Origin of the sequence: Pedobacter frigoris, from assembly GCF_032678645.1 — a bacterium.
In the GTDB taxonomy this organism is placed as follows: domain Bacteria; phylum Bacteroidota; class Bacteroidia; order Sphingobacteriales; family Sphingobacteriaceae; genus Pedobacter; species Pedobacter frigoris_A.
The window spans coordinates 262038-286001 of record NZ_JAVTSP010000001.1 but is presented as its reverse complement, the minus strand read 5'-3'; the positions used below and the strand labels follow the sequence as shown (position 1 = coordinate 286001).

The window sequence follows — 23964 nt, the reverse complement described above, 5'->3', positions numbered from 1 at the left end:
ATTACTTAATATGAAAAAAGTAAAACTCGATATCGTTGGTTTATCGTATAGCCAAACTCAATCAGGTGCGTATGCACTTGTACTCGGAGAAGTAAACGGAAGAAGACGTTTACCAATTATAATTGGTGCCTTTGAAGCGCAGGCAATTGCAATTGAAATAGAGAAAATGACCCCAAGCAGGCCACTTACCCACGACCTGTTTAAAACGTTTGCTCAGACCTATAATATACAGATCCAGGAAGTACTTATCTACAATCTTGTAGAGGGTGTATTTTTCGCAAAGCTAATCTGTACAGATGGGGAGAATATTCAGGAAATTGACGCCAGAACATCCGACGCCATAGCATTGGCCGTTCGTTTCAATGCTGTCATCTATACTTATGAATTCATTCTGTCATCTGCAGGAATAGTAATTGAAGGAAATGATTTTCTATTTCTCGAAAATATGGACAACATGACTAAAGAACAGGGCACTGAAGACATGAGTACTGCCATACCTACTTCCAGCTACAAATCCTTAAGTTTGGAAGAATTACAGCAAAAATTACAGGAAGCTATTGCAGAAGAAGCTTATGAGAAAGCGGCAAAGATTCGTGATGAGATCAGTAAAAGAAATTCAGCTTAGTAATAAACTATTTCGTAGCCTATAGAATTTGTATCAACAAATAATTCTATATTTCATTTATTAATTACTAGATCACTTTTAGATTATCATTATGAACGTTAAGTTACGCTTAACCCTGATGAATTTCATGCAATTCTTTATCTGGGGTTCATGGCTCATCACCATTGGGGTGTATTGGTTTCAAAATAAACAGTGGTCAGGTGCCGAATTCGGAGCTATATTTTCTACAATGGGAATATCTGCTATTTTTATGCCTGCGCTGACAGGAATTATCTCAGATAGGTTCATCAACGCAGAAAAATTGTATGGTACCTTACACATACTCGGAGCCATAGTTCTTTTTTGTCTTCCTATGGTTGATAATCCCGGAACATTTTTCTGGGTTATCCTGCTCAATATGATCTTCTACATGCCGACGCTATCATTGTCGATCACCGTTGCTTATTCCGCACTAAAAAGGCATCAAAAGGATGTTGTAAAAGATTACCCTCCCATCAGAATCTGGGGAACAATCGGCTTTATTGCTGCATTATGGGCAGTGAGCCTTTCTGGTAACGAAGCATCTTCAAATCAGTTCTATATCGCTTCAGCAGTTTCCCTGGCCTTAGGTATTTATTCATTTACACTACCAAAATGCCCTCCCCTTGCTAGCAATGTAGATTCCAAATCTTTCGTCGATGCATTGGGATTGCGTGCTTTCGCTTTGTTTAAACAAAGGAAATTCGCGGTATTTTTCCTCTTCTCCATGTTTCTGGGCGCTGCACTTCAGCTTACAAATGCTTACGGAGATACGTTTTTACACGACTTCAAGAACATTCCTGAATACAAAGACCTGCTGGCAGTAAAGTATCCTGCGATCATCATGTCTATATCACAAATTTCTGAAACACTCTTTATCCTTGCCATTCCATTTTTCCTAAGGAAATTCGGGATCAAATACGTGATGCTCTTCAGCATGCTGGCCTGGGTGCTGAGATTCGGACTTTTTGCATTCGCAGACCCTGCAGGTGGCCTATGGATGATCATCCTGTCATGTATTGTCTATGGAATGGCATTCGATTTCTTCAACATCTCGGGATCACTATTTATGGAAACTCAGATAGATGAGAAAATCAGGGGAAGCGCGCAGGGATTATTCATGATGATGGTAAATGGATTTGGTGCATTATTTGGCAGTTTCACCAGCGGATTGATCATAGATAAGTTCTTCACACAGGCAGACCAAACCAAGGACTGGACTGGCATATGGATCACATTTGCATCCTACACCCTTGTTTTAGCTATTGTCTTTCCGCTGATCTTCAAATATAAACACAACAAAGCGGAAGTAGATGCCATTAAGGCAATGAACCACTAAATCTCTTTAAAACTCTATATATGTCAGGTAGATATCGTAAAGAAAAAAACTGCTTAAACTGCGGCCATACTGTTGAAGATCATTTCTGTTCACATTGCGGACAGGAAAACATCATAGTTGAAGAGGATGCTTTGCACATGATTGCTCATGCCACTGCCGATTATTTTCATTTTGAGTCGAAGTTTTTCCACACAATAAAACCACTTTTGGTTAAGCCCGGATGGCTTACCCAACAATTTGTGGCAGGTAAGCGCGTTGCTTTCATTCACCCGATTCGTTTGTATATTTTTTTGAGTATCGTTTTCTTTCTGGTGATCCTTAGTGGTGGACATAAAGCAAAAGAACATATTAAAACCGCTCCGGAAATAAAGCTAGAAACCCAGAAAAAAGACAGCGTCGTTATCGAAAAAACGTTTTCTTTAGACCTTGAGAACCTGAGAGCGTCGGACAAGTTTGCAACCGTAGAAGCCTATAACAATTATCAAAAAACCTTACCGAAGTCAAAAAGGGATGGTTTCATAAAAAACTATACCATTAAAAGAAATATCGAACTCAGAGATTATCCCGGTGGTGTTAGTAAGAAAATGACGGAGGATTTTGTTCACAATCTTCCAAAGATGATGTTTCTTCTTCTTCCTCTATTTGCTCTTCTGTTAAAATTAGTATATATCCGTAAAAAGAAATACTATTATGAGCACTTGATTTTCTCTTTTCATCTTCACTCTGCCCTATTTCTAAGTGCATTGATCACGATATTATTTAGCTGGCTTATTGGCTTTATCTACAATATCGGTTATGTCCTGCAGGCGTTATGTTCCGTTTATATCATATGGTACATCTACCGCTCTTTAAGAACCTTTTATGATAGCAAACGCTGGATCACCGCGATAAAAATCCTCTTCCTTTTTACTGGATATGCCATTTTGGTAGGCATCACTTCCCTAATCGGAATTGCATTGTCTGTGATACTGATGTAACGGGGTAAAATATTTGACATAAAAAAAACGCTGATCAAATGGTCAACGTTTTTTTAAAGCTTAATCCTGGATTATCTCGTGGTGATGTCATTAAAGTCTCTGTTGGTATGCCCAACATACACCTGACGCGGACGACCGATAGGCTCTTTATTTTCATGCATTTCTTTCCATTGTGCAATCCATCCCGGTAAGCGGCCCAATGCAAACAAAACAGTAAACATATCTGTAGGGAAACCTAAGGCTCTGTAAATAATACCTGAGTAAAAGTCAACGTTCGGATAAAGCTTACGTTCTACGAAATAAGGATCATTCAGCGCTGCTTCTTCCAGTTTTTTAGCAATCTCCAAAACAGGATCGTCAATACCTAATTTCTCCAGGATATCGTCGCAGGCTTTTTTAATGATCTTAGCCCTTGGATCAAAGTTTTTATAAACTCTGTGACCAAATCCCATCATTCTGAAAGGATCATTTTTATCTTTTGCTTTATTGATCCATTTCTCAGTGTCACCACCGTCTTCTTTAATTCGTTCAAGCATCTCAATTACAGCCTGGTTTGCACCACCATGCAATGGTCCCCACAATGCAGAGATACCTGCGGAAACAGAAGCATATAAGTTACAGTCAGAAGAACCTACCATCCTTACAGTAGAAGCAGAACAATTTTGCTCATGATCAGCATGCAGAATCAGCAAAGTATTCATCGCATTAACCACTACCGGATCAATATCAATCTCTTCAGTACGCTGACCGAAGATCATGTTTAAAAAGTTGCTTACGTAATCGTATTTGTTTTTTGGATAAATCAGCGGATGACCCAGTGATTTTTTATAAATGAAAGAAACTATAGTTGGAAACTTAGCCAGCAATTTGATCATTGTCAGATCCATTGTTTCCGGTGATGAATTTGCATTCAATGACTCCGGATAAAACGTAGACAATGAGCATACCAGAGAAGCCAGTTGGGCCATAGGATGAGATTTTGAAGGATAACCATCCAAAAACTTCTTCATATCCTCATGAATCAATGTATGCATCCTGATAGACGATTGAAAAGCATCAAGCTCTCCCAAAGTCGGCAGGTTTCCGTATATAAGCAGATAGGCAACTTCCAGAAAGGTAGATTTTTCAGCCAATTCCTCAATAGGATATCCACGATACTTCAAAATACCTTTCTCCCCATCAAGGAAAGTAATCGCACTTTTTGTTGATCCTGTATTTTTATAACCGAAATCTAAAGTAATGTGACCTGTTAAATCTCTTAGTTTAGAAATATCAATGGCCTTCTCCCCCTCTGTACCTGTAATAACCGGGAACTCGTACACCTTCCCGTCAATCTTAATTTCTGCAATATCTGACATATATATTCTTAAATTTATATTAAACAAAACTAACTAATCCTTTTCGATTAGTATTTAATCAACTATAACAAAGCTGTTAAATTATTATTAAATGTGGGTCAAATTCCCGTAAGAATCCGAATTATTTGACCGGTTTGATTTCCTCAAGTACCGCTCCGCATTCCATCATTTGATCTCCATAGTAAGGATTTTGGATTTTCTTTTCTGAAGCCAGCCAATCCCCTCCGTTTCCATCATTGGCCATCGGGCAGTGCTGAACATAAATAGATCCTTTTTGAACATCTGCATGCTTAAATAAAGCAATTACATCCGAACTCAAAGCTGTAAATTCTTTCCTTTGTGCTACAATGTCTTTAGCCGATGCTATTTTCTCTGCAGTCAACGCTGTATTCTCACATCCTTTATATCCGGCCAGACTAACCTGAAGTTTAGCAGCTGCGCTTTTAGCATCTTCATATTTTGTGGCAACCAATGCATTTTTCAGATTGATGTAACCATCATAAATGCTTTGCACTTTAGCGTCCTTTAATTCAACACCCATTGGTACTGTCGCCTCCTGTGATGCTGTTGCAGTACTATCCGAAGAAACTGCTGCTTTTTTTTCAGCGTTCGTGCAGGATAAAGCAATCATTATTACCCCCGCGGCAATATATCTTTTCATAGTTTATGTTTTGGTTTTTTAATAATTCTAAGTTAGTCCTATAAGTTACAAATATTTACACATATATCACCTAATTATTGCTTTTATAGGTAATTAAAGCGATAATTCGGCTTTAATTTCTGTATTGCGGTTAAAATAACATTTTAAATTCAAATAAATAAAAAAAGCCCCCCGATAATTCGGGGGGCCTTCAATAAAATGTTATAATTCAGGATTATAATTTGAAGCCATAAGCTAAACGTAAAGCAAACTGACCATTGTATGGCTGGTAAGTTGTAGACGCTGCATCTTGTTTGTAACCTTCGTATCTAGCACCGATATCAAAGCCACCATTAAATTGGTAACCTAAACCACCAGACCAGATTAAAGAAGTTTTACCGCCATCTTTAGTTGCAAAACCTGCACCTGCCTCACCTAAAAGGTACATGCCACCAATTTGAGGGAATACTTTAATTCCACCTTTTACAGGGATAAAGTTATAATCTGTTCCATTATCTTTAGCCATCATTGTGGTATAACCGCCAGTAGCTGTGATAGCCACTTCTTTTGAAAGACCAAATTGGAAACCTAAATCTGCACCTAATCCGTATTCAAATGGAGAGCCTTTTTCTGCAACACCTCCGCTTACACCAATTGCCAAACGTACACCTTTAGCAACCTCAGTTGATTGTGCATGTAAGTTGGTTGTCGCGAATGTAACTAGTGCTGCTGCAACTGCAAATAATTTAGTAACTGTTTTCATAATTTTTAAATTTTTAAAAAAATCTTGTGTGTTAATTAATTTATATAATCTACTACAATATAAAAACCTTGCCAAACTTTTACGCCTGACAAGGTTTTTACATAACAAATATTATTTATAACGATTATAATTTGAATCCGTAAGCTATACGTAATGCAACCTGACCAATAGATCCGCCTTTAAACTCTGCGCCTTCATAACGCAGTCCAAGATCTAAACCATTATCCCATCCATAACCTACACCCGGAGCCCATAAGAACGCTGTTGAAGAATTGCTTTCTGTACCGAAGCCAGCACCCAATTCTCCTGAAACATAAGCACTTTCAGCAAAGAAAATTTTTGCACCTGCTTTAACAGGGATCATTCCAACACTACCGCCACCATAAGAATCTTTCAGTGACCAGCTGTTATAACCTGCTGATAACAAACCAGAAATATTGGAGCTGAAATCTTTTTGCAAACGTAAATCACCACCAATTACAAAGCTATAGGCTTTAGTTGTTGGAAGACCTGCATTCAAACCAATACCTAAACGTAAAGCTTTAGAATCCTGAGCATTAACACTCGTCGTAAAGAACAGCGCAACTGCAGCTACTGCAGAAGCAAGAATTTTAGTAGAATTTTTCATTTTTTGATCGCTTGTTTAAATTAAATAATGATAATTTTATCGTACAGTAGTTAACAAATTTCATACCACATCTAAATTTATACATGTTCTTTTCCAGGAACTACGTTTTGACCAAAAAAATTTCATTTGAATTAATCGACCCCCTGCAGATGTCTGTTAAATGAGTCAGTAATTACGACACTCAAATCATCGGCGTCCAGTGAAGAGTCAAACCAATGAATTTTAACCCCGTCTTTTTCCATTTTCCTGAAAAATGTCATCTGACGCTTTGCAAATTGACATATTGCAATAGACAACCGCTCTTTTAGCTCAGCCAGTGTCATCTCGTCGAACAGATAAGCACTGATGAATTTATACTCCAACCCATAAAACTCAAGAATCTCTTTACTCACCCCGCTGTCCAAAAGCGTTTTTACTTCTGCTATCAGACCTTCTTCAAACCTCGCTTCCAATCGTCTGATGACTTTCTCTCTTCTTAATGTGATATCAGAGGTCAACCCTACTACAAATGGATTAATAATAGGTCGCTCCTCTGCCACCAGTTCATGACGCGACAGGTATTCGCCAATCTCAATCGCCCTGATCATTCTCTTGTGCGACGACTGATCAGCATGTTGCACTGATGCTAAAGGATACGCGCGAAGCCTGAGTATCAGTTCCTCTTTAGTCAGCATCTGAAGGTTACTTCTAAGCTCCTCATTAACCGGCACAGCAGTAAACGGTTGATCCTGAAGTACTGAATGAATATACATCCCGCTACCGCCGCAAAGTATAGGCATGATGTTTCTACCCGTCAGATTTTCAAATACCTTGTAGAAATCCTCCTTAAACTCATTTACATTATATTTTTCTCCGGCGTCTTTAATATCGATCAGGTGATAGGGAACAGTTCTGCCTTTAAACACATATGCTCCCAGATCCTTACCGGTACCAATGTCCATACCTTTAAAAACCTGACGGCTGTCTGCACTGATGATCTCTGCACCAAACTCTGCAGCCAACCTCACAGCAAGATTTGTCTTTCCGGAGGCTGTCGGACCTAATATAACCAGCAATGGGTTTTCAAGCATAAATCGGATTTAAGAATGCAAATATAAGAGGTACTTGAGATTGCCGGTATTGAAAATCTGAATATACTCGTCTGAGCTCAATTCCTCCGCACTTACTCTGTGAGGAAAAAACCTTACCAGTGTATTTACATTTAACAGGATTGTAGCGGGTAATGTAATCTCTTTCAGTTTAAATCCGGCTTGCTCATAGGCTTTACCCAACGACCAGTCCCTGTCTGAATAGCTCATTACATCATGCGGACCATATTCCTTTATAAAATGCTTCAACAGTTTACTAAAACCACCCGTAACAGTATATCCAGTTAACGTAGCGAACCGGATCAATTCGGCAGAACGGTAGCCATCGATCCCATTTTTCATGTACCTTAAATTGCTAAAAGTCGCCACCGCAACCAGCCGGTCATTTTCTCTAAGACCAAACTTATACTTTGCTTTTGCTGATTCCTGCAGATGATTGGCAATCAGGAATTCATCAGCCTGCTGTTGTGTAACAGTCACAATTTCTGTTTTTCTGGCATGAATACGCTCATTCACACCAATTATAGCAGCGATCCTGCCCAATACTTGGTCCTTTCTGGTCGACCATATGTCTTCCCAAAGATTAAAGCAATCTATGCCTTTACCTTTATAATCATCCTGTAATGCAATAAATTCATTGGGAAACGACTTGTTTCTGAGGGAAACAAGGTTCAGTACTACATTATCAAAAGCGATGAGATCGTATTTCCCGCCAGTGACTTTTATAAAATTAAATTCACGCGCTTCAAAACAATCAATAACGTCCTGTTTCCAAAACTCTACTATACCCAACCCTTTTCTTTATATAGTTTAAAACCCGCAGCAAGTGCATTTTCAATATGCATCAACAGTACGTCATCCAGCTTACTAATATGAAAGCATGACTTGCCTTTTAATAATTTTAGAAGTTCGGGATCAAATATCTCTTTCATTTCCGACTCCACATATACCGGCATATAATAAAATCCTACATGACCTTTTTTGATCATCACCGCTGCAAAATAAACTTCATTTCTTTTTTTGCCTTCAATAAGTACCTGCTTCTCGCTCCACAGGTCATAATCAGTTTCACTGTTGATCCTATTGGTAAACCCCTGCACAGTATACGGCTGCATCACCGCTCTTATGGTCTGAAATATTTCTACAAAATCTGTTTTCATCAGTATATCATTTAAGGGTGTATCAACTAACCATTTATAGCATCAAATAAACAACAAGATACCAATCCATATTGTTCTTAGCAAAGATTAAAACATCCACCACTCTTTTGAAGGATAAGTTTCATCTAAAATTACAGACTCCCCCATCATTGGTGTGGTGATTTTAAAATCCTCAGCCTTAGCTTTTCTCACTACTCTGATTGCAGGCTCATTCCAGTCGTGCATGGCGAGTGTAAACTTACCCCAATGCACCGGCATCAGCACCTTCGCTTTCAGATCCATCGCAGCCTGAACAGTTTGCTCTGGAAACATATGGATCAACGGCCAGTACGCGTTGTACTGTCCGCATTCCAGGATGGCAATATCAAACGGACCAAATTCTTCGCCTGCCTTTTTAAAATGGGTATCGTACCCTGAGTCACCTCCAAGATACAACCGGTTATTAGAAGTCTGCAATACAAAAGCCGACCATAACGTCTGGTTTCTCTTAAATAAACGTCCCGTGAAATGCCTAGCAGGTAGTGCCCTAAACTTTAGCGGACCGACCGTAGTTTGCTCGTTCCATACCAGTTCTGTAATCTTTTCCGCAGGCACACCCCAATATTCCAGATGCGAACCTACACCCAAAGAAGTGACAAACCTTTTAGTCTTATCCTTCAACTTCAGAATACTATTGTAATCCAGGTGATCATAGTGGTCATGCGTAATTAACACAACATCCAGAGCGGGAAAATCTTCCGGCTTTACAAAATCAGTTCCTTTATAGTTTTTGCTTCCAATAAAACTCAGCGGAGACGGCCGCTCGCTAAACACCGGATCTACCAATATATTCAGCCCGTCTACCTGCACCAGATAAGAGGAATGACCAAACCAGATGATCTTCACTTTTTCTGAAGCTGAGAAATCGGGCTTAACAGTTGGGATCGCCTGTGGTGGTGTACCGTTTTTATTCCCTTTGATCATCCCGCGAATCATATCCCAATAACTTACATTATCAGGCTTCATAGGTGTGGGAGATAAATTTTCCAGCGCACCATCCTTATAATTACTCAGTTTCCTGATCCTTTCTAAGCGTACACCATCGGGAACCTTGCCAAAAATAGGGAGATTTACCACCCATACCGTCACCAAAACCAGTACTAAAACGACTACCAAGGTATATATCATCCCCTTTTTCATTTATATAAAATATGATGAAGCTACCGGATTTATCCCATTACCTGGTCTGAAAATCTGAAATAGTTTCATATTTAAATTAAACAACAATATACTTACAAAAGAATTAGAACTACCACTACCCTTCTTTAACCGCCACTTTTTCCTCTTTCATAAACTTTTCCGCCAGTCCGGCACCTGCCTGCAGCAGCTCATTAGTAATAGACCTGGTATACTCAATAATCTCGGCTTTAAAATCAGTCACCGATGCCCCCGACCGAATCTCTTCCAGTCTTTTCTCCCATTGACCCGTCAGTTCCGCCTGTGCTATCTTTTGATCTTTTACCACATCATATACCGCCAGTCCCTTATTGGTAGGCACCAGGTTCCTTTTCTCCCTGATCACGTATTCCCTGTTGATCAGTGTTTCAATGATCGAAGCCCTGGTGGCCGGCGTGCCCAAACCACTGTCTTTCATTGCGTACCTCAATTCCTCATCTTCAATATCCTTTCCTGAAGTCTCCAGCGCTTTCAACAGCGAAGCCTCATTGTACATTGCCTTTGGCTTGGTCTGCTTCTCCAGCAAAGCTTTATTGACGATAGGCAGCTCCTCGCCAGCCTTTACTTTTGGCAATGAAGGGTTTTCTTCGTCCTTTTTCTCATCATCCGACTCGTTAAATACAGATCTCCACCCTGCCGAACGAATTACAGTACCGTTTGCCATGAAAACTGATCCTGCTTCTATTGTGATCTTGGTAATCTCTTTTACGCATTCCTGGTGGAAGGCTTCCAGCATCCGGCCCACTACCATATCATAGATCGCCTGCTTATCTCCAGACAACTGGTAGGGCGACTCACCCGTAGGCAATATCGCATGGTGATCCGTCACTTTCTTCGCATTTACACTTCTTTTATTCAAAGGAACTGTAAGCAGGAAATCAGCCTGTTTACCAAAATCCTGATGCCCTTTTAGTTTTTCTATCAAAACAGGCACTCCTGCAAAAACATCATCTCCGATATACCTGCTGCCCGTACGTGGATAGGTAACCAGCTTGCTTTCATACAATCCCTGCAATAAATTGAGGGTCTGATCGGCCGTAAAACCTTTGCGTTTATTGGCCTCCTGCTGCAAGCTACTTAAATCATGCAACAGCGGAGGCGGCTCCTTTCTGGGCTTAGCTTCTACTGTAAGCACCTTCGCTCCGTTTGGAAACCCCGAAGCCACGTCTTCTATCTTCTCGAATAATGCCTCAGCATCTTCTTTTTTATCAAAGTTATTTACAGAAATCGCCTTAAACAGTTGCCCATCCTCATCCAGCTGTATGGCCAACTGGTAATACAATTGCGGCACAAAATGTTTGATCTCCAGGAAACGCGAACAGATCATAGCCAATGTAGGCGTCTGAACCCTGCCCAGCGAAAGTACCGAGCGTGCACCTGCTGAAATACTCAGTGCCTGCGTGGCATTCATTCCCACCAGCCAGTCCGATTCTGACCTGCAGTGTGCAGAATTAAACAAGGTATCATAATCTGTGCCCGGCTTTAGGTTCCTGAAACCTTCTTTAATAGCTTCATCAGTTTGCGAAGAGATCCACAGCCGTTTAAAAGGCTTTTTACATTTCAGAAAGTAATAAATATACCTGAAGATGAGTTCACCTTCCCGCCCGGCATCCGTTGCCACAATGATCTCAGTTGCTTCATCAAAAAGTTTTTTAATGATATCAAGCTGCTTCCGCACACCGGGATCTTCCACCATCCCGTCTTTTGTCTTGATCTTACGGATTCCCAGCTTAAATTTCTGTGGAAGCATAGGCAAATGCTGCCGCCTCCAGCCAATAAAACCATACTCCTGTGGCGGGGCCAATTGTAATAAATGCCCGAATGCCCAGGTAAAAGAATAGCCTTTACCCTCTATATAACCATCTTTTTTAGTCGTAGCACCGAAGACTTTAGCCAACTCACGGCCCACAGAGGGCTTTTCTGCAATAACAATCTTCATAAATTATTCAAAAATATCTAAACCAACTTTAAATGTATTGCAATGCGCTTCCACAATATCCCTAATGTCGGGCGAATAACCACCTCCCATACTTACCTGCACCGGCAAATTGTGTTGCTTACAAAACTGCAATACCATATTATCTCTTTCTTTACATCCCGCTTTAGTCAGACACAGCTTACCTAGCTTATCACTTTCCAGCACGTCTACGCCCGACAAATAAAACACAAAATCAGGTTCGTGTTTCAATAAACCACTCAATGCTTCACTTAATTTATTCAAAAACTCCTCGTCTTTTACCCCATCCTCCAATGCGATATCCAGGTCGCTGCGCTCCTTTCTGAATGGAAAATTCCTGTCTCCATGCATCGAGAAAGTAAACACCCGCGGTTCGTCATAAAAGATTTCCGCCGTGCCATTTCCCTGGTGAACATCTAAATCTATGATTAAGATGCGCTTTGCTAAATCATTATCCAACAAATAGTTTGCAGCAATCGCCTGATCATTCAACAAACAAAATCCTTCTCCCCAATTACTCCCTGCATGATGCGTACCTCCGGCCACGTTAAAGGCTATTCCAAACTGTTTCGCATATAATGCACCATCAATGGTTCCTTGCGCTATTCTTAATTCCCTTTCCAGCAATTGTGCTGTCAACGGAAAACCAATCCTTCTTTGTTCCGCAGCCGGCAGACTCAAATCTCTAAGCTGTTTCCAATAATTTTTATCATGAGACAACAGTACAATATCTTCTTCCAACACCTCAGGAGCAAACAAATGCTGTTCTGTAATCAAACCCTGATGCAGCAATTGCTCCGGGATCAGTTCATACTTGACCATCGGGAAACGATGTCCCTCGGGCAAAGGATGTGCATACAAGGGGTGGCAGGCAATCTTAACCATCTACCTGAGGATCTCCCCTACATGTTTTTCTATATTGTTACAGATCTCATCTACAGGCAGATCATTTGCATCTTCTCCAAATGGATTCTCAATTTCCTCTGCAATCAGCTCTAAACTTGCCAGCACATACAGAATAAACGGAACTATAGGAACTACAAAATAGCCCAGGCTAAACACCCAGCCAAATGGCAAAGTGATTACGTAAATGAAAATAAATTTCTTGATGAATGCACTGTAAGAATATGGAATTGGCGTTCTCTTAATACGCTCACAGCCACCACATATATCTGTGAATTGCTGAACATCTGCATTAAGTATAATCAATTGTTCCTGACTGATCTCTCCAGTGCCCTGCAACTCAAAAATCCTGGAAGCTATACTGGTCGCGACCTGGTTAGGAATATGTTTGCCACCATCTACTTCGATCAACAAACTGTTCTTTCCGAAATACTGCTTCTCTCTCAAATGTTCCTTTAATGCAAAAGCATATTTAGGAATGGCATATTCAAAAAATTCTATGTGTGTTTCTTTTAGCTTTAACGCCTTGAGCTTAATGGCAAAATTACGGCTCACATTGGTTAACCCACCTAACAGCCTTCTTCCTTCCCACCACCTGTCATAGGAAGTGTTGGTCCTAAACACCAGCAGCATCGAGATTACAAAGCCCAGCAGATTGTGCATCATGCCTATATTTTTCACATAGGTAGTTTCCGCCAGCTTCAGGTAATTCAGCTCCAGAAAAGCAATACAGCCAGAAAACAGGGCTACACTCAACATCAACGGCCATAAAGTCCTGATCGTGTCCGCTTTATGTACGTGAAATATAAACGTTACCCAATCTTTAGGATTATAATTGATCATAATAAGCTAATTTCTCTCAAAACTAATAAAACTACAGCAACTATCTGCCAATACCGAGCTGTAGCTTTATCGTTTCAAACTTATATAAAAGTAATCAGCAGTTATGAACATTTTTAAATTAGTCTTGCACTGCATTAAAGATCGAGTTAAGCTCACATTCTCTCTTGCTTTTCTTTTGCTTTTCTCTTGCTCCTCTCTTGCTATTGTCTTGCTCGAGCAATAAAACACCAGGATTTAGGCCGTACTTTAGCAAAGTATATACAAGCCCGAACTAAACCACAGTATGAACGCTAGCTATTCGGTTTACTCACGAAACGGTTGCCTTTCACATAATACCTCCAGGGAAGCAAGGCATGATCACCAGCATAACCTACACCTACCCGCGGCGACGAAACTATTTCATCGCCGTTAAAACTAAGTCCCTTATCTTCTATCCAGATTTCATCTCCACCCAGATCCTTTGCATTTAATCCCCTGTCTATACCCATCGCCTTAGCTAAAGCACCTGGGCCGGCAGTAAGATTCGGCTTTAAAGCCGCCATATTTCTCCTCTCCAGCATCACGTCCAACCCTTCCACGGGCTCCAGCCCCCTGATCAGCACAGCATGAGGCATTCCCTGTGGTGCTGTTACTACATTAAACAAATGATGGATACCGTAACACAGGTATACGTAAGACAGACCTCCCTGCTCGTACATCACTCTTGTCCTGTCTGTAAGACGTCCGCCATAGGCGTGTGAAGCTTTATCCTCAACACCTTTGTAAGCCTCAGTCTCGACGATGATACCACCAGTAAGCACCCCGTCGATACAAGTATATAACCGCTTACCCAGCAATTGCACGGCAAGCTGATTTACTTCTATATTCTGATAAAATGAAAGTGGTAACTTAGCCATTCAGTAGATTAATTATTTCCTTTAAATATATTGCATCAACTTCATCAAAATGAGATAGATATTCACTGTCTACATCCAGTACACCAATAACTTCATCACCTTTATATAAAGGCAAAACGATTTCCGATCTGGAAGCTGAAGCGCAAGCAATATGCCCTGGAAAAAGATCTACATCAGGAACAATCAGCGTTTCGCGCTGCGCCCATGAGGCACCACATACACCCTTACCTTTCCTGATCCTGGTGCATGCTACCGGCCCCTGAAAGGGACCAAGTACGAGCTCTTCTCCCTTAACCAGGTAAAAGCCCACCCAAAACCAACCAAACTGCTCCTTTAAAGCAGCGGCAATATTGCCAAGGTTTGCAATCTGATCTTCCTCTCCTGTAATCAAAGCTTTAATTTGCGGAATCAGCATTTTGTACTGAGCCTCTTTATCTGCGTCTTTTAAGATTTGTAAATCCTCTGCCATTACTTTACTATTGAAAATTTCTTTTTATTGAACTGACAACAAAATTAAGAAAGTCTCCATTAGAAAAATCAATCTGCTGTCATGTTTCAGTGATCACTCATCGGGAGCCCATTACCAGCTGCAGCGTACCTTGCTCGCACCTAAGTATTAGCTCGTTCACAAAACAGTATTTATTAGCGAAGGAGGTACGCACAAGGTAATAATCAGGTAATATCGAGCTACGACACAGAACCGGATCAAGACTACCGCAACTATGTACGACACTCAAATTAAAATAATTAGATTTGTGGTTTTAACGACCATTTGCCGGAACCGGCAATGCGTTTCTATCTGATCACTAACTTACATAAAAAACAGAGATGAACAAAAAAACACTAATTACCTCCCTACTGAGTTGCTCATTACTAACCATCGGTGTGTTGCAATCAGGCTACAAACCATGGGAAGAAGGCATGTTTCCTTTAAGCGAAATCCACAAGCTAGACCTGAAAAAAGCAGGGTTAAAAATAGATCAGAACGACATATACAATCCCAATGGAACAAGTCTGGTTGATGCCCTTGTAAATGTTGGCGGATGCACAGGTTCTTTCATTTCAGACCAGGGACTGATCATCACCAACCACCATTGTGCCTTCAGTGCTGTGCAACAGGCCAGCACACCAGAACACGACTACCTGACCAATGGATTTGTTGCAAAATCACATGAAGAAGAAATTGAGGCAAAAGGGTTAACCTGCCGTATTACAGATAGCTATGAGGACGTGTCAGACAAAGTCTTAGGTGCTGTTGCGCAAATCGAAGATCCTGCCTCCAGACTTCAGCTCATCAACAATGCAATGAAAAACATTGTCGTAGAAGCTGAGAAAAAAGACCCTTCAATTAAAGCCGAGGTATCTGAAATGTTCATCGGAAAAACCTACGTATTGTTCCGTTACAAAACTATACAAGACGTAAGATTGGTATATGTACCTAACCGTCAGATTGGCGAATATGGTGGCGAAACAGACAACTGGGTATGGCCGCGTCATACCGGAGACTTCTCTTTCATGCGTGCATATGTTGGCAAGGACGGCTCACCGGCAAAATATTCAAAAGACAATGTACCTTATACGCCGAAAAAATTCCTGAAAGTAAACCCCAAAGGCACTGCTGAGGAGGACTTTGTGTTCATCCTGGGTTATCCGGGAAGAACCTTCCGCCACAGACCTGCTCAATTCATTGAATACCAGCAGAAGTTTGTACTTCCTTATACCTCAGACCTGTACGATTTCCAAAATACCACTATGGAAACCGTAGGTAAAAAAAATAAGGCTACAGAGATCAAACTGGCTACCAGAATTAAAAGAAATGCCAATACGCTAAAAAACTACAGGGGTAAATTACAGGGATTGAAGGGCATAGACCTGATCGCGCAAAAGAAACAGGAAGATGCCGCCCTATCTCAATTCATCAATAACAATGCGGATGTAAAGGCCAAATACGGGAGTTTGATGACCGACATCGACAACCTTTACAAACTCATCAATGGTGACGCACAAAGAGACCTTTGGCTGTCGCAGATCTATAGTTCTACCAGTTTACTGGGCGTAGCCAGAAACATAAACTTGTTTAAAGCCGCTTATGACGCACAACCGGCTGCGCAAAAACAGGCATTTTTTGATCAGAACCAACCCAAGTTAAAACAAAATCTGGCGGCAATCTACGATGCTTATGAAATAGATGCGGACAGAAAGATCTTCAAAAGAATGATGAGCGATGCTGCAGCATTTAATTTCACACAGAAGGTAAATGCGGTAGATAAAATTACGAGTAAAGGCTCAAACAGCAATACTGTGATAGATCAATACATCGACAATACATTTGGGATTAGTAAACTTAAAGATGCTGAATATGTTTTGAACACATTAATTCAATCAGCCAAATCTATCAGTACATACAATGATGGACTATTGCTTTTTGAAACTGATTTATCTAAACAAATAGCTGAGCTGAAACCTGAGAAAGACCGCAGAGAGGGGCTCTTAAATAAATTGATGGGCGATTACGTAAATGTAAAAGAGAAATTCCTGAAAAAGGATTTTATTCCAGATGCGAACAGCACACTGCGCCTGACCTACGGATATGTGAGGGGTTATTGGCCAGCTGATGCATCATATATGCGCCCTTACACAACCATAAAAGGAATCTTAGAAAAAGGTACAACCGGAAACCCTGAGTTTGCATACCCTCCACAAATCAAGGCACTTTGGGACGCTAAGGATTTTGGGCCTTTCGTAAAGAAAGACCTGAATGATGTACCTGTTTCATTCCTGTACAACATGGACACTACCGGCGGGAACTCAGGCTCTCCTATTATGAATGCTTACGGAGAACTGATCGGGGTAAATTTTGACCGCGCATATGGTGCTACGATCAATGATTATGCATGGAACGAAAGTTACAGCAGATCCATAGGGGTTGACATCCGCTATGTACTTTGGGTAGCTGCAAAAATAGATAAAGCCGATTTCCTGCTTACCGAAATGGGAGTCACACTTTAATCCGATATCGGTAGTACCGACAGCCGTCCCTTAATTGAGGACGGCTTTTTTTTAATCAATTTAATCTTCATCATCTTTAAATAAACCACATGAGAGTAATAGCAGAACTTCCACATCCCGACTGTAAGATCACCTTGTTCAACATGAACCAAAAATACATCGTCAAATTTGAACAGGGAACATTAGAGCAGAGTTATAAATTATCAGAATTAGACCTCACAGGAGGAGGGGCAAACGAGATCTTCCAGATGCTGGATGAAGCTTTTATAGCTACTGTTGTTGAGCGTTTCAAAACCATGAGAAGCGATTTTTCCGCAGCGTATGACCGTCAGCAATACTAAGACTACATAAAACACATAAGGTGCTGTAAAACAAATAGATAAAAACTAAATCAAAATAATATTCTGTATTTTAGTACTATTTTCATCACAAAAAAAGACTTTACATAATTAAAAACTTAAAATGAATTACTTTAAATCAATTGAAATACAGTACATTAAATATATCAACAATATTAAATTTTGTTAGTTAAAATAGCCAAATAAATGAGAGGTTTGGTTAAAAGGCAATGTAATTATACCCATTTATTGGTATTGTTTAATTCAACAAATTTTGTGAATATTTGCGACTTATAAATATAAACTAAAACCAAATTACATGAACATTAAAATCTCTACCCTATTGACATCAGCGGTTGCTTTGATGATTGCCTTTTCATCATGCAATAAAATTAAAGAAGCTACCCAGCGTGACATTTCTATTAGTCCGGCGGGTGTTACTTTCACTGTGCCGATCATCACATCTTTAGACGCAGGAACTACAATCGGAACTGTTCCGGTAACTATAGATCTGGATGCGTTGATTAAAGCACAGGCTTCTAAGTTTGGGATCAGCAATGTAAGGAATGTAAGAATCACCGGAGTTAAGATCAAGCTTAATGATTCTGATGACACCAATAACTTTGCTAATCTAGAAAACCTTACAGCGAAAATTAAAGCCAGCGGACAATCTGATGTAACTGTAGCTTCGGTTCCCAGCAATCCTGACACCAAGTCATCTGAACTGACCATTCCTATCACGGGAGGAAATGCTGAATTAAAAAGCTTTGTGACTGCTAGTTCTTTTAGCTATGTGCTGACTGGTAAGGCAAGAAGAGTAACGACCAAACCTTTGAGCGCTACTGCGACCTTCACCTACACACTTACAGTAGGCTTGTAAGACAAAATACTACGGCAAGGCTTGCTGTACGAAAAGGGCTGTTAAAAAAAACAGCCCTTTTTTTACGGCCTCCAATAAACCCTGTTAACCAGGGCAATCATAGATGGGCAAATCCAAAGCTTTGATCTTAACGTAAAAATTGCTATATTTGCAAAACGGGTTTGTAAATCACAACACTTTTTCTCTAATTGTAATTATCTGCCGGTCAGGCCTTGACCGGAAGTCTAATTTCTCCACGACACTGGCCCGTTGCCGCCGGGATGATCTGAATAGAATGATAAACAGGGAAGGGTTATTTTTTAACTAATACATTGAATTTATGGCTAAATCTCAGGCTACCTTCATGAAGAAGCAACTGGAAAAAAACAGACAAAAGAAAAAAGAAGATAAGGAACAACGCAAATTAGAACGTCAGCAGAATTCGTCCGGAGGTGATCTGGACAGTATGATGGCATATGTAAACGAATTTGGTGAAATCGTTTCTACTCCTCCGGAAAAAAAGTAGTCTGAATAGTATACAAAAAAAGGCATTGATTGTTCATTGCCTTTTTTTTTATCCCTCCGATTTCCTAAGTTTATTTCCGCTGTGCCTTTTCCCAGATCACAGATTGCTCTCCAAAGAAGTACCTGATCAACCCCGCCAGTACCGCGTAATTCATGACACAGAAATAATAAGGTATAAAAAGGATTTTTACCCTGAGCTTCCGCGCTTCCAGGAGCTTACCCAAATAAGCAGAGAGATAAAACAATACTTGTCCGGCCAGCATAACCACATACAAAGGAGTTGCCTCATTCAGCACTATACACACGTTTAAAACAAAGGAAAGGATCATCAGAAACGGCGTGATCGTCCACCTCAGTACCCGGTGACTGATGTATTGGAAAGACAGCACAGGATACCTGAAGGGATTGAGTAATGCGCTTAACCAGATCACAGATTGTATTCCGCCGGCAGCAATTCTGATCTTTCTTTTCAACTCCTCTTTGATGTTTGCAGAAGAAGTCTCCTGGGCATAAGCCTCAGGTTCATAAACAATCACATATCCCTTTTCAGCAATGCGCATAGAGATCATAAAATCATCGAGCACACTATTTGAGGGAACGGGTTGATAAAGGCTTTTGCGGATACTAAATAACTCTCCTGCTGCCCCTACTACCGAATACAACTCAGAATCCCATTCTTTCAACTTAGATTCGTATTTCCAGTAAAACCCTTCACCAGCTGTAGCATCAGCAGCCTCATCGATCATCACGCGCTTCTCTCCCGCTATAGCACCCACTTTCTGATCTGCGTAATGACGACAGATCAGCACGAGCGCATCCTGGTTTAAGAAAGTATTGGCGTCTGTAAAAACGATCACTTCCGAAGTCACCTGTGCAATGGCGCGGTGTACTGCAGATATTTTACCCTTACGTTCGGTGGAATGCAGCAATTTGATCTGAGGATATTTCCCAACCAATTCAGGAGTATTGTCTGAAGAACCATCAGTGACAAAGATCAGTTCCAGCTTGCCGTGAGGATAATTAAGCGCCAATGTGTTGGCAATCTTCTGCTCTATAAAGTCAGACTCGTTGTAGGCAGCCACAATAAGTGTACAGGTTGGCAACTCGCCAAAGCCAGACACCTTTCTACCTGTCTTTTTAAACAGCCTTTTAATCCTGATCAGGAAATATAATAATATCCCATAGCCAAAGAAAGTATAAAAAACGAGGAATAGGCAAACCCAAAATGTTATTTCCATTGTTGTTTTAATCTAAATCCCAAATTCCGGCTATTTATGTTATTGGTCATGTTCCAGAAGATGGCAGACCACAATACCTTTATAAAACCTGCAGTACCGGAAGCCAGGTATTTCAGCATATTTCTGGGAACCACCAGCAGCATGAAATAAATGTAAAAGACGATGCGCTGGTGAAGCTTTGCATTTCGCCTGATGAATAAGATCCGGTTACGGTTCATAAAAAACTCTTTCAAAGCACTGTTTTTACCTACAGAAAGTGATTCTTTATGATAGATCAGCCCGTTGGTATTGATCCATATTTCATACCCTGCATCTTTGATGCGTTCGCACCAGTCCATCTCTTCGTAATAAAGGAAAAAGTTCTCTGCCATAGGACCAGCTTTTTCCAGGGCTTCACGCCTGACCATCATTGCTGCTCCATGAATAAAACCAGTTTGTACTATTTTATTATTGTATTGCCCATCATCCGTTTCAAACTGGCCTATGCAGGCATTGCGGCAGGTATAATAATCCATAGGCGTAAAACCTGCGTATTGAATAATTTTCTTGTCATCAAAATAATTGATTTGTGGCGAAATAATGCCAATGTGCTTGTTTTTATTTAAAGTGTCAGCTAAGGTTTCTATCAAACCAGGAGTAACTTCTGTATCATTATTGATAAGAAAAAGGTACTCTCCCGTTGCATGAGCAATTCCAAGGTTATTTCCGCCGGCAAAACCTAAGTTTTTTTCAGAACGTATGTATTTGATATTCTGGTAATCTCGTTTAAAGTAAAGTTCATTATCAATAGGACTACCATTATCAACTAAAATTATTTCTATATTAGCTATAGCATAATGTTGATACAAAGAATTAAGCAATTCTATTGTAGCCTGCGGCTGAAAAAAGTTTACGGTTATAATCGATATTGAACTCATAAAATATTAATACACCCTCAAAGTAGACTATTTTGGCTGATAAAAACAAACTTATTCAAGATCTACGGCATTTTGAACAGGAAGCTAAAGATCAGGAACTGATTCATAAGCTCAACGAGTTTATTGCACTGCTTGAGGGCAGTAAAATAGACACAGAGAATATCTATGGAATCAAAACAAAGATCAATCAGGCATTGGATAAAAAGCTCACGGGTAAAGAGCTGATCAAACAAATCCAGGATGTTTCATCTTCAGATGCAGATAAATTTGATCAGCTGAGCCAGCTGGAAACCTTGCTGAATAACAACTACATAGATTCAGTGCAGGCAAAAAAAATCAGTTTGGGTAAAATGACCATCAATATGGTAAAAATAATCATCGGTTTTATGTTGGTGGCCCTTGGTTTTGCGATGATCATTTTACCTGCTCCTCCTTATTTTGAAATGTTTGTCATCTTTAATTTCAATCCAGATGATGGATTTACTTTAATGGACCTTATCTCATTGATTATTATAGCCATTGGCATCTATATTGTATTAAGTTCGCTTATCCGAAACAAAACAATATGAATAAACTTATTTTACTGGTTGATGATGACATTGTACAGCTTAGGCTTTTCGAGAAACTACTAACCAGTAACGGCTACAACTGTAAAATAGCGTTGTCCGTAGATGAGGCTGAAAAAATTTTGATGGAGGAAGCACCGGAATTGATTATTTCAGATTATCAGATGCCAGTAAAAGATGGATTTGACTTCAGAAAAAAGCTTTTAAACAATGATTCGTTTAAAAATATTCCGTTCCTGTTCCTAACTTCAGTTAACGATAATAAATTTATACAGCAGGGACTCGACCTAAAAGCTATTGATTACATCAGCAAAGGAACTCCTCCCGCTCAGATTCTATCAAAAATAGACAACCTGCTGCAATCAGTCAGAGAACATTACGAAAGGTCGTTAAGCGAAATTAAAGGTATAGCTGAAAAGCTAAACCTGAGAAATACACCCCAAAAAGCGCCTGAATTAAAGAACTTCAGCATTAGTTTTTTTAACCAAAGTTTCCAAAACCAACCTGGCGGAGACTTTATTGATTTCATTAAGATCAACGACAGGTTTACATTCGTTGTACTGGGAGATGTGATGGGGAAAAAATGGGGCGCATGGTTCTTTTCCTTCAGTTTTCTGAGCTATGTCAGATCAGCAATTAGACTTTGCGTATATGACGGAAATTTTTCTTTATCAGAAATTTTAGTTAAATTAAACAAAGTAATTCATTCAGACGAGGTACTTAGTGATATATTCTCTACATTGAGTATGGTATTAATAGACGATGATGAGCAAAAAATAAGGTATGCGGGAGCCGGAGATTTACCTTTATTGAAATATGAGGCTGATCAAACCACACTGAAAAGTTACCAGTCTGATGGGATTTTGCTCGGCTTTTCAGAAGACACCTCGTTCAATGAAATAGAAGTTGAACTGAATGAAGGTGAAGAGCTCTATTTGATATCTGACGGTATGATTGACTTTGAGATAAACGGAGTTAAGAAATCTGACCTGAATTTATTGAAGTCGAGGCTTTACCAGATGAAAAGAGAAAACAAGACTGCTATCGACATCAAAAACAACCTTTTTAATAAAAACACATCACAGGTTGATGATTGCAGCATTATTATTTTAAATAAAAAACAGGTTTTATCATGAAGATAAGAAAACAGAAGATTGATGGTGTACTTGCTATTGTTATTGAGGAAAGAGAAGCAAATCTCTCCAAATCAGAGCAATTTAAAGACCTTGTTTTACACGAAATAAGCACAGGAGAAAGAAAATTGATTTTATCCTTCATTAATGTAGATTATGTCGACAGCTCTTTTTTAGGCGCTTTGGTTGCTATTTTAAAAAGCCTACTCCCGTTGGATGGAAAACTGATTCTGATAGGCATGAATGATGATATTGTGAATCTATTTCAACTTACCCGCCTTGATAAAATTTTTGTTTTGAAAGATACGTTAGACAGTGCATTAAAGGAATTTTAAATGGAGCAATCATTCCCGATCATCTTAGAACTGGAGACACCTCAAAATGTTGATGACATTTTTAGCTTTACCAGAACTGTACTGCAAAAAATCATGCAGCATAAAGACGTTAGTCTGGCAGAACAAAGAAAAATCAAATTGATCCTGATCGAACTGATCACAAATTCTATCAAACATTCCACGGATGGAAATTCACAAATTAAGTTGGTTATCGACCATCCGTCATTAAGTATTCAAAAATTTGAAAAAGGCCTTCAGATCGAGTTTAGTTCAAGCTCCCAGCAAATCCCTTTTGAGGATATAGACAAAACATTAAAAATTAGTTTTTCTGAAGAGAACAGACACCATATCCAAACACTGGGAAAATATAAATTTAAATTTCTGAACCCATATCTAGAGGAAGGCCTGAGCATAGAACACATGCCTGAGCATTTCGGGTTTTACATCATTACACTAGCTTCAGATAGCTTTATCTATCAATATGACCCAGATGATAAAGAAAATAGATACATAGTAAACATCGATTTACAGTCCTAACGACGAGTGCATTTTCCCCGATTCGGGAAATGTATATACACAAAAATCCCCACCCTAATTTCATCTGACTTCATTATAGCGCTATACGAAAGGATTT

The 23964-nt window shown here is 39.8% G+C and carries 26 protein-coding genes; 11 read left to right on the top strand and 15 right to left on the bottom strand.

What is annotated here, in order from left to right:
* Nucleotides 1-10: 10 nt before the first annotated feature.
* From R2Q78_RS01350 to R2Q78_RS01340, 3 genes are all read left to right on the top strand, one after another.
* Nucleotides 11-625 carry a bifunctional nuclease family protein gene (locus R2Q78_RS01350; protein WP_316788167.1) on the top strand — a complete coding sequence of 205 codons (615 nt, stop codon included), beginning with the start codon at nt 11-13 and terminating at the stop codon, nt 623-625.
* Between the two features lie 91 nt (nt 626-716).
* Complete coding sequence (locus tag R2Q78_RS01345) at nt 717-1982, top strand: nucleoside permease (protein ID WP_316788165.1); 1266 nt, start codon at nt 717-719, stop codon at nt 1980-1982.
* A gap of 20 nt (nt 1983-2002) precedes the next feature.
* Nucleotides 2003-2959 (top strand): DUF3667 domain-containing protein, encoded by a 957-nt coding sequence (locus R2Q78_RS01340; RefSeq protein ID WP_316788164.1) that lies wholly within the window; start codon nt 2003-2005, stop codon nt 2957-2959.
* A 71-nt stretch (nt 2960-3030) separates the two neighbouring features.
* On the opposite strand, the gene R2Q78_RS01335 is transcribed toward R2Q78_RS01340, so the two are convergent.
* From R2Q78_RS01335 to R2Q78_RS01275, 13 genes are all read right to left on the bottom strand, one after another.
* The gene (locus tag R2Q78_RS01335; protein ID WP_316788163.1) at nt 3031-4317 is read right to left on the bottom strand and encodes a citrate synthase; all 1287 of its coding nucleotides are present in this window, start codon (nt 4315-4317) and stop codon (nt 3031-3033) included.
* Between the two features lie 121 nt (nt 4318-4438).
* A complete protein-coding gene (locus tag R2Q78_RS01330; RefSeq protein WP_316788160.1) occupies nt 4439-4978 on the bottom strand; it encodes a DUF3347 domain-containing protein in 540 nt (179 codons plus the stop codon).
* Nucleotides 4979-5192: 214 nt separating this feature from the next.
* Entirely contained in the window at nt 5193-5720 is a 528-nt protein-coding gene (locus R2Q78_RS01325; protein ID WP_316788158.1) for a hypothetical protein, read from the bottom strand.
* A gap of 124 nt (nt 5721-5844) precedes the next feature.
* A complete protein-coding gene (locus tag R2Q78_RS01320; protein WP_316788156.1) occupies nt 5845-6348 on the bottom strand; it encodes a hypothetical protein in 504 nt (167 codons plus the stop codon).
* A 131-nt stretch (nt 6349-6479) separates the two neighbouring features.
* On the bottom strand, nt 6480-7418 hold the full coding sequence (gene miaA, locus R2Q78_RS01315; RefSeq protein WP_316788154.1) for a tRNA (adenosine(37)-N6)-dimethylallyltransferase MiaA: 939 nt from the start codon (nt 7416-7418) through the stop codon (nt 6480-6482).
* A gap of 9 nt (nt 7419-7427) precedes the next feature.
* Nucleotides 7428-8228: a hypothetical protein gene (locus tag R2Q78_RS01310; RefSeq protein ID WP_316788153.1), complete on the bottom strand. Its 801-nt coding sequence runs from the start codon at nt 8226-8228 to the stop codon at nt 7428-7430.
* Complete coding sequence (locus tag R2Q78_RS01305; RefSeq protein WP_316788151.1) at nt 8219-8596, bottom strand: hypothetical protein; 378 nt, start codon at nt 8594-8596, stop codon at nt 8219-8221. The genes R2Q78_RS01310 and R2Q78_RS01305 overlap by 10 nt, the downstream gene beginning before the upstream one ends.
* A gap of 87 nt (nt 8597-8683) precedes the next feature.
* Nucleotides 8684-9763: an MBL fold metallo-hydrolase gene (locus R2Q78_RS01300; RefSeq protein WP_316788149.1), complete on the bottom strand. Its 1080-nt coding sequence runs from the start codon at nt 9761-9763 to the stop codon at nt 8684-8686.
* Nucleotides 9764-9890: 127 nt separating this feature from the next.
* Nucleotides 9891-11750: a DNA topoisomerase III gene (gene topB / locus R2Q78_RS01295; protein WP_316788147.1), complete on the bottom strand. Its 1860-nt coding sequence runs from the start codon at nt 11748-11750 to the stop codon at nt 9891-9893.
* Between the two features lie 3 nt (nt 11751-11753).
* On the bottom strand, nt 11754-12653 hold the full coding sequence (locus R2Q78_RS01290) for a histone deacetylase (protein ID WP_316788145.1): 900 nt from the start codon (nt 12651-12653) through the stop codon (nt 11754-11756).
* Nucleotides 12654-13514, bottom strand: coding sequence for a bestrophin family protein (locus tag R2Q78_RS01285; RefSeq protein WP_316788144.1), 861 nt, complete (start codon nt 13512-13514; stop codon nt 12654-12656).
* A gap of 290 nt (nt 13515-13804) precedes the next feature.
* On the bottom strand, nt 13805-14410 hold the full coding sequence (locus tag R2Q78_RS01280; RefSeq protein ID WP_316788142.1) for a DNA-3-methyladenine glycosylase: 606 nt from the start codon (nt 14408-14410) through the stop codon (nt 13805-13807).
* Nucleotides 14403-14879 carry a GAF domain-containing protein gene (locus R2Q78_RS01275; protein ID WP_316788140.1) on the bottom strand — a complete coding sequence of 159 codons (477 nt, stop codon included), beginning with the start codon at nt 14877-14879 and terminating at the stop codon, nt 14403-14405. The genes R2Q78_RS01280 and R2Q78_RS01275 overlap by 8 nt, the downstream gene beginning before the upstream one ends.
* A 359-nt stretch (nt 14880-15238) precedes the next feature.
* Here R2Q78_RS01275 and R2Q78_RS01270 point away from each other — a divergent pair, with 359 nt between their 5' ends.
* From R2Q78_RS01270 to R2Q78_RS01255, 4 genes are all read left to right on the top strand, one after another.
* The gene (locus R2Q78_RS01270; RefSeq protein ID WP_316788138.1) at nt 15239-17419 is read left to right on the top strand and encodes a S46 family peptidase; all 2181 of its coding nucleotides are present in this window, start codon (nt 15239-15241) and stop codon (nt 17417-17419) included.
* Nucleotides 17420-17508: 89 nt separating this feature from the next.
* Entirely contained in the window at nt 17509-17760 is a 252-nt protein-coding gene (locus R2Q78_RS01265) for a hypothetical protein (protein ID WP_136834752.1), read from the top strand.
* Nucleotides 17761-18076: 316 nt separating this feature from the next.
* Nucleotides 18077-18637 carry a hypothetical protein gene (locus R2Q78_RS01260; RefSeq protein WP_316788135.1) on the top strand — a complete coding sequence of 187 codons (561 nt, stop codon included), beginning with the start codon at nt 18077-18079 and terminating at the stop codon, nt 18635-18637.
* A 319-nt stretch (nt 18638-18956) separates the two neighbouring features.
* Nucleotides 18957-19142: a hypothetical protein gene (locus tag R2Q78_RS01255; protein ID WP_136834750.1), complete on the top strand. Its 186-nt coding sequence runs from the start codon at nt 18957-18959 to the stop codon at nt 19140-19142.
* Between the two features lie 70 nt (nt 19143-19212).
* On the opposite strand, the gene R2Q78_RS01250 is transcribed toward R2Q78_RS01255, so the two are convergent.
* Nucleotides 19213-20379, bottom strand: a complete 1167-nt coding sequence (locus R2Q78_RS01250; RefSeq protein WP_316788133.1) for a glycosyltransferase family 2 protein — start codon at nt 20377-20379, stop codon at nt 19213-19215.
* A complete protein-coding gene (locus R2Q78_RS01245) occupies nt 20370-21296 on the bottom strand; it encodes a glycosyltransferase family 2 protein (protein ID WP_316788131.1) in 927 nt (308 codons plus the stop codon). The genes R2Q78_RS01250 and R2Q78_RS01245 overlap by 10 nt, the downstream gene beginning before the upstream one ends.
* A 32-nt stretch (nt 21297-21328) precedes the next feature.
* Here R2Q78_RS01245 and R2Q78_RS01240 point away from each other — a divergent pair, with 32 nt between their 5' ends.
* The 4 genes from R2Q78_RS01240 to R2Q78_RS01225 are packed head-to-tail and all read left to right on the top strand — an operon-like array spanning nt 21329 to nt 23867.
* Nucleotides 21329-21865: a hypothetical protein gene (locus R2Q78_RS01240; RefSeq protein WP_316788129.1), complete on the top strand. Its 537-nt coding sequence runs from the start codon at nt 21329-21331 to the stop codon at nt 21863-21865.
* Nucleotides 21862-22998, top strand: a complete 1137-nt coding sequence (locus tag R2Q78_RS01235) for a SpoIIE family protein phosphatase (RefSeq protein ID WP_316788127.1) — start codon at nt 21862-21864, stop codon at nt 22996-22998. Before R2Q78_RS01240 ends, R2Q78_RS01235 begins: the two co-directional genes overlap by 4 nt.
* Nucleotides 22995-23330, top strand: a complete 336-nt coding sequence (locus R2Q78_RS01230) for an STAS domain-containing protein (RefSeq protein ID WP_316788124.1) — start codon at nt 22995-22997, stop codon at nt 23328-23330. Before R2Q78_RS01235 ends, R2Q78_RS01230 begins: the two co-directional genes overlap by 4 nt.
* Entirely contained in the window at nt 23331-23867 is a 537-nt protein-coding gene (locus R2Q78_RS01225; RefSeq protein ID WP_316788122.1) for a hypothetical protein, read from the top strand.
* Nucleotides 23868-23964 lie beyond the last annotated feature (97 nt).

What these genes read in the sequence shown, in the direction of transcription:
- R2Q78_RS01350 (WP_316788167.1), top strand. Translation starts at nt 11, where the DNA reads ATGAAAAAAGTAAAACTCGATATCGTTGGTTTATCGTATAGCCAAACT.
- R2Q78_RS01345 (WP_316788165.1), top strand. Translation starts at nt 717, where the DNA reads ATGAACGTTAAGTTACGCTTAACCCTGATGAATTTCATGCAATTCTTT.
- R2Q78_RS01340 (WP_316788164.1), top strand. Translation starts at nt 2,003, where the DNA reads ATGTCAGGTAGATATCGTAAAGAAAAAAACTGCTTAAACTGCGGCCAT.
- R2Q78_RS01335 (WP_316788163.1), bottom strand. Translation starts at nt 4,317, where the DNA reads ATGTCAGATATTGCAGAAATTAAGATTGACGGGAAGGTGTACGAGTTC.
- R2Q78_RS01330 (WP_316788160.1), bottom strand. Translation starts at nt 4,978, where the DNA reads ATGAAAAGATATATTGCCGCGGGGGTAATAATGATTGCTTTATCCTGC.
- R2Q78_RS01325 (WP_316788158.1), bottom strand. Translation starts at nt 5,720, where the DNA reads ATGAAAACAGTTACTAAATTATTTGCAGTTGCAGCAGCACTAGTTACA.
- R2Q78_RS01320 (WP_316788156.1), bottom strand. Translation starts at nt 6,348, where the DNA reads ATGAAAAATTCTACTAAAATTCTTGCTTCTGCAGTAGCTGCAGTTGCG.
- miaA (WP_316788154.1), bottom strand. Translation starts at nt 7,418, where the DNA reads ATGCTTGAAAACCCATTGCTGGTTATATTAGGTCCGACAGCCTCCGGA.
- R2Q78_RS01305 (WP_316788151.1), bottom strand. Translation starts at nt 8,596, where the DNA reads ATGAAAACAGATTTTGTAGAAATATTTCAGACCATAAGAGCGGTGATG.
- R2Q78_RS01300 (WP_316788149.1), bottom strand. Translation starts at nt 9,763, where the DNA reads ATGATATATACCTTGGTAGTCGTTTTAGTACTGGTTTTGGTGACGGTA.
- topB (WP_316788147.1), bottom strand. Translation starts at nt 11,750, where the DNA reads ATGAAGATTGTTATTGCAGAAAAGCCCTCTGTGGGCCGTGAGTTGGCT.
- R2Q78_RS01290 (WP_316788145.1), bottom strand. Translation starts at nt 12,653, where the DNA reads ATGGTTAAGATTGCCTGCCACCCCTTGTATGCACATCCTTTGCCCGAG.
- R2Q78_RS01285 (WP_316788144.1), bottom strand. Translation starts at nt 13,514, where the DNA reads ATGATCAATTATAATCCTAAAGATTGGGTAACGTTTATATTTCACGTA.
- R2Q78_RS01280 (WP_316788142.1), bottom strand. Translation starts at nt 14,410, where the DNA reads ATGGCTAAGTTACCACTTTCATTTTATCAGAATATAGAAGTAAATCAG.
- R2Q78_RS01275 (WP_316788140.1), bottom strand. Translation starts at nt 14,879, where the DNA reads ATGGCAGAGGATTTACAAATCTTAAAAGACGCAGATAAAGAGGCTCAG.
- R2Q78_RS01270 (WP_316788138.1), top strand. Translation starts at nt 15,239, where the DNA reads ATGAACAAAAAAACACTAATTACCTCCCTACTGAGTTGCTCATTACTA.
- R2Q78_RS01265 (WP_136834752.1), top strand. Translation starts at nt 17,509, where the DNA reads ATGAGAGTAATAGCAGAACTTCCACATCCCGACTGTAAGATCACCTTG.
- R2Q78_RS01260 (WP_316788135.1), top strand. Translation starts at nt 18,077, where the DNA reads ATGAACATTAAAATCTCTACCCTATTGACATCAGCGGTTGCTTTGATG.
- R2Q78_RS01255 (WP_136834750.1), top strand. Translation starts at nt 18,957, where the DNA reads ATGGCTAAATCTCAGGCTACCTTCATGAAGAAGCAACTGGAAAAAAAC.
- R2Q78_RS01250 (WP_316788133.1), bottom strand. Translation starts at nt 20,379, where the DNA reads ATGGAAATAACATTTTGGGTTTGCCTATTCCTCGTTTTTTATACTTTC.
- R2Q78_RS01245 (WP_316788131.1), bottom strand. Translation starts at nt 21,296, where the DNA reads ATGAGTTCAATATCGATTATAACCGTAAACTTTTTTCAGCCGCAGGCT.
- R2Q78_RS01235 (WP_316788127.1), top strand. Translation starts at nt 21,862, where the DNA reads ATGAATAAACTTATTTTACTGGTTGATGATGACATTGTACAGCTTAGG.
- R2Q78_RS01230 (WP_316788124.1), top strand. Translation starts at nt 22,995, where the DNA reads ATGAAGATAAGAAAACAGAAGATTGATGGTGTACTTGCTATTGTTATT.
- R2Q78_RS01225 (WP_316788122.1), top strand. Translation starts at nt 23,331, where the DNA reads ATGGAGCAATCATTCCCGATCATCTTAGAACTGGAGACACCTCAAAAT.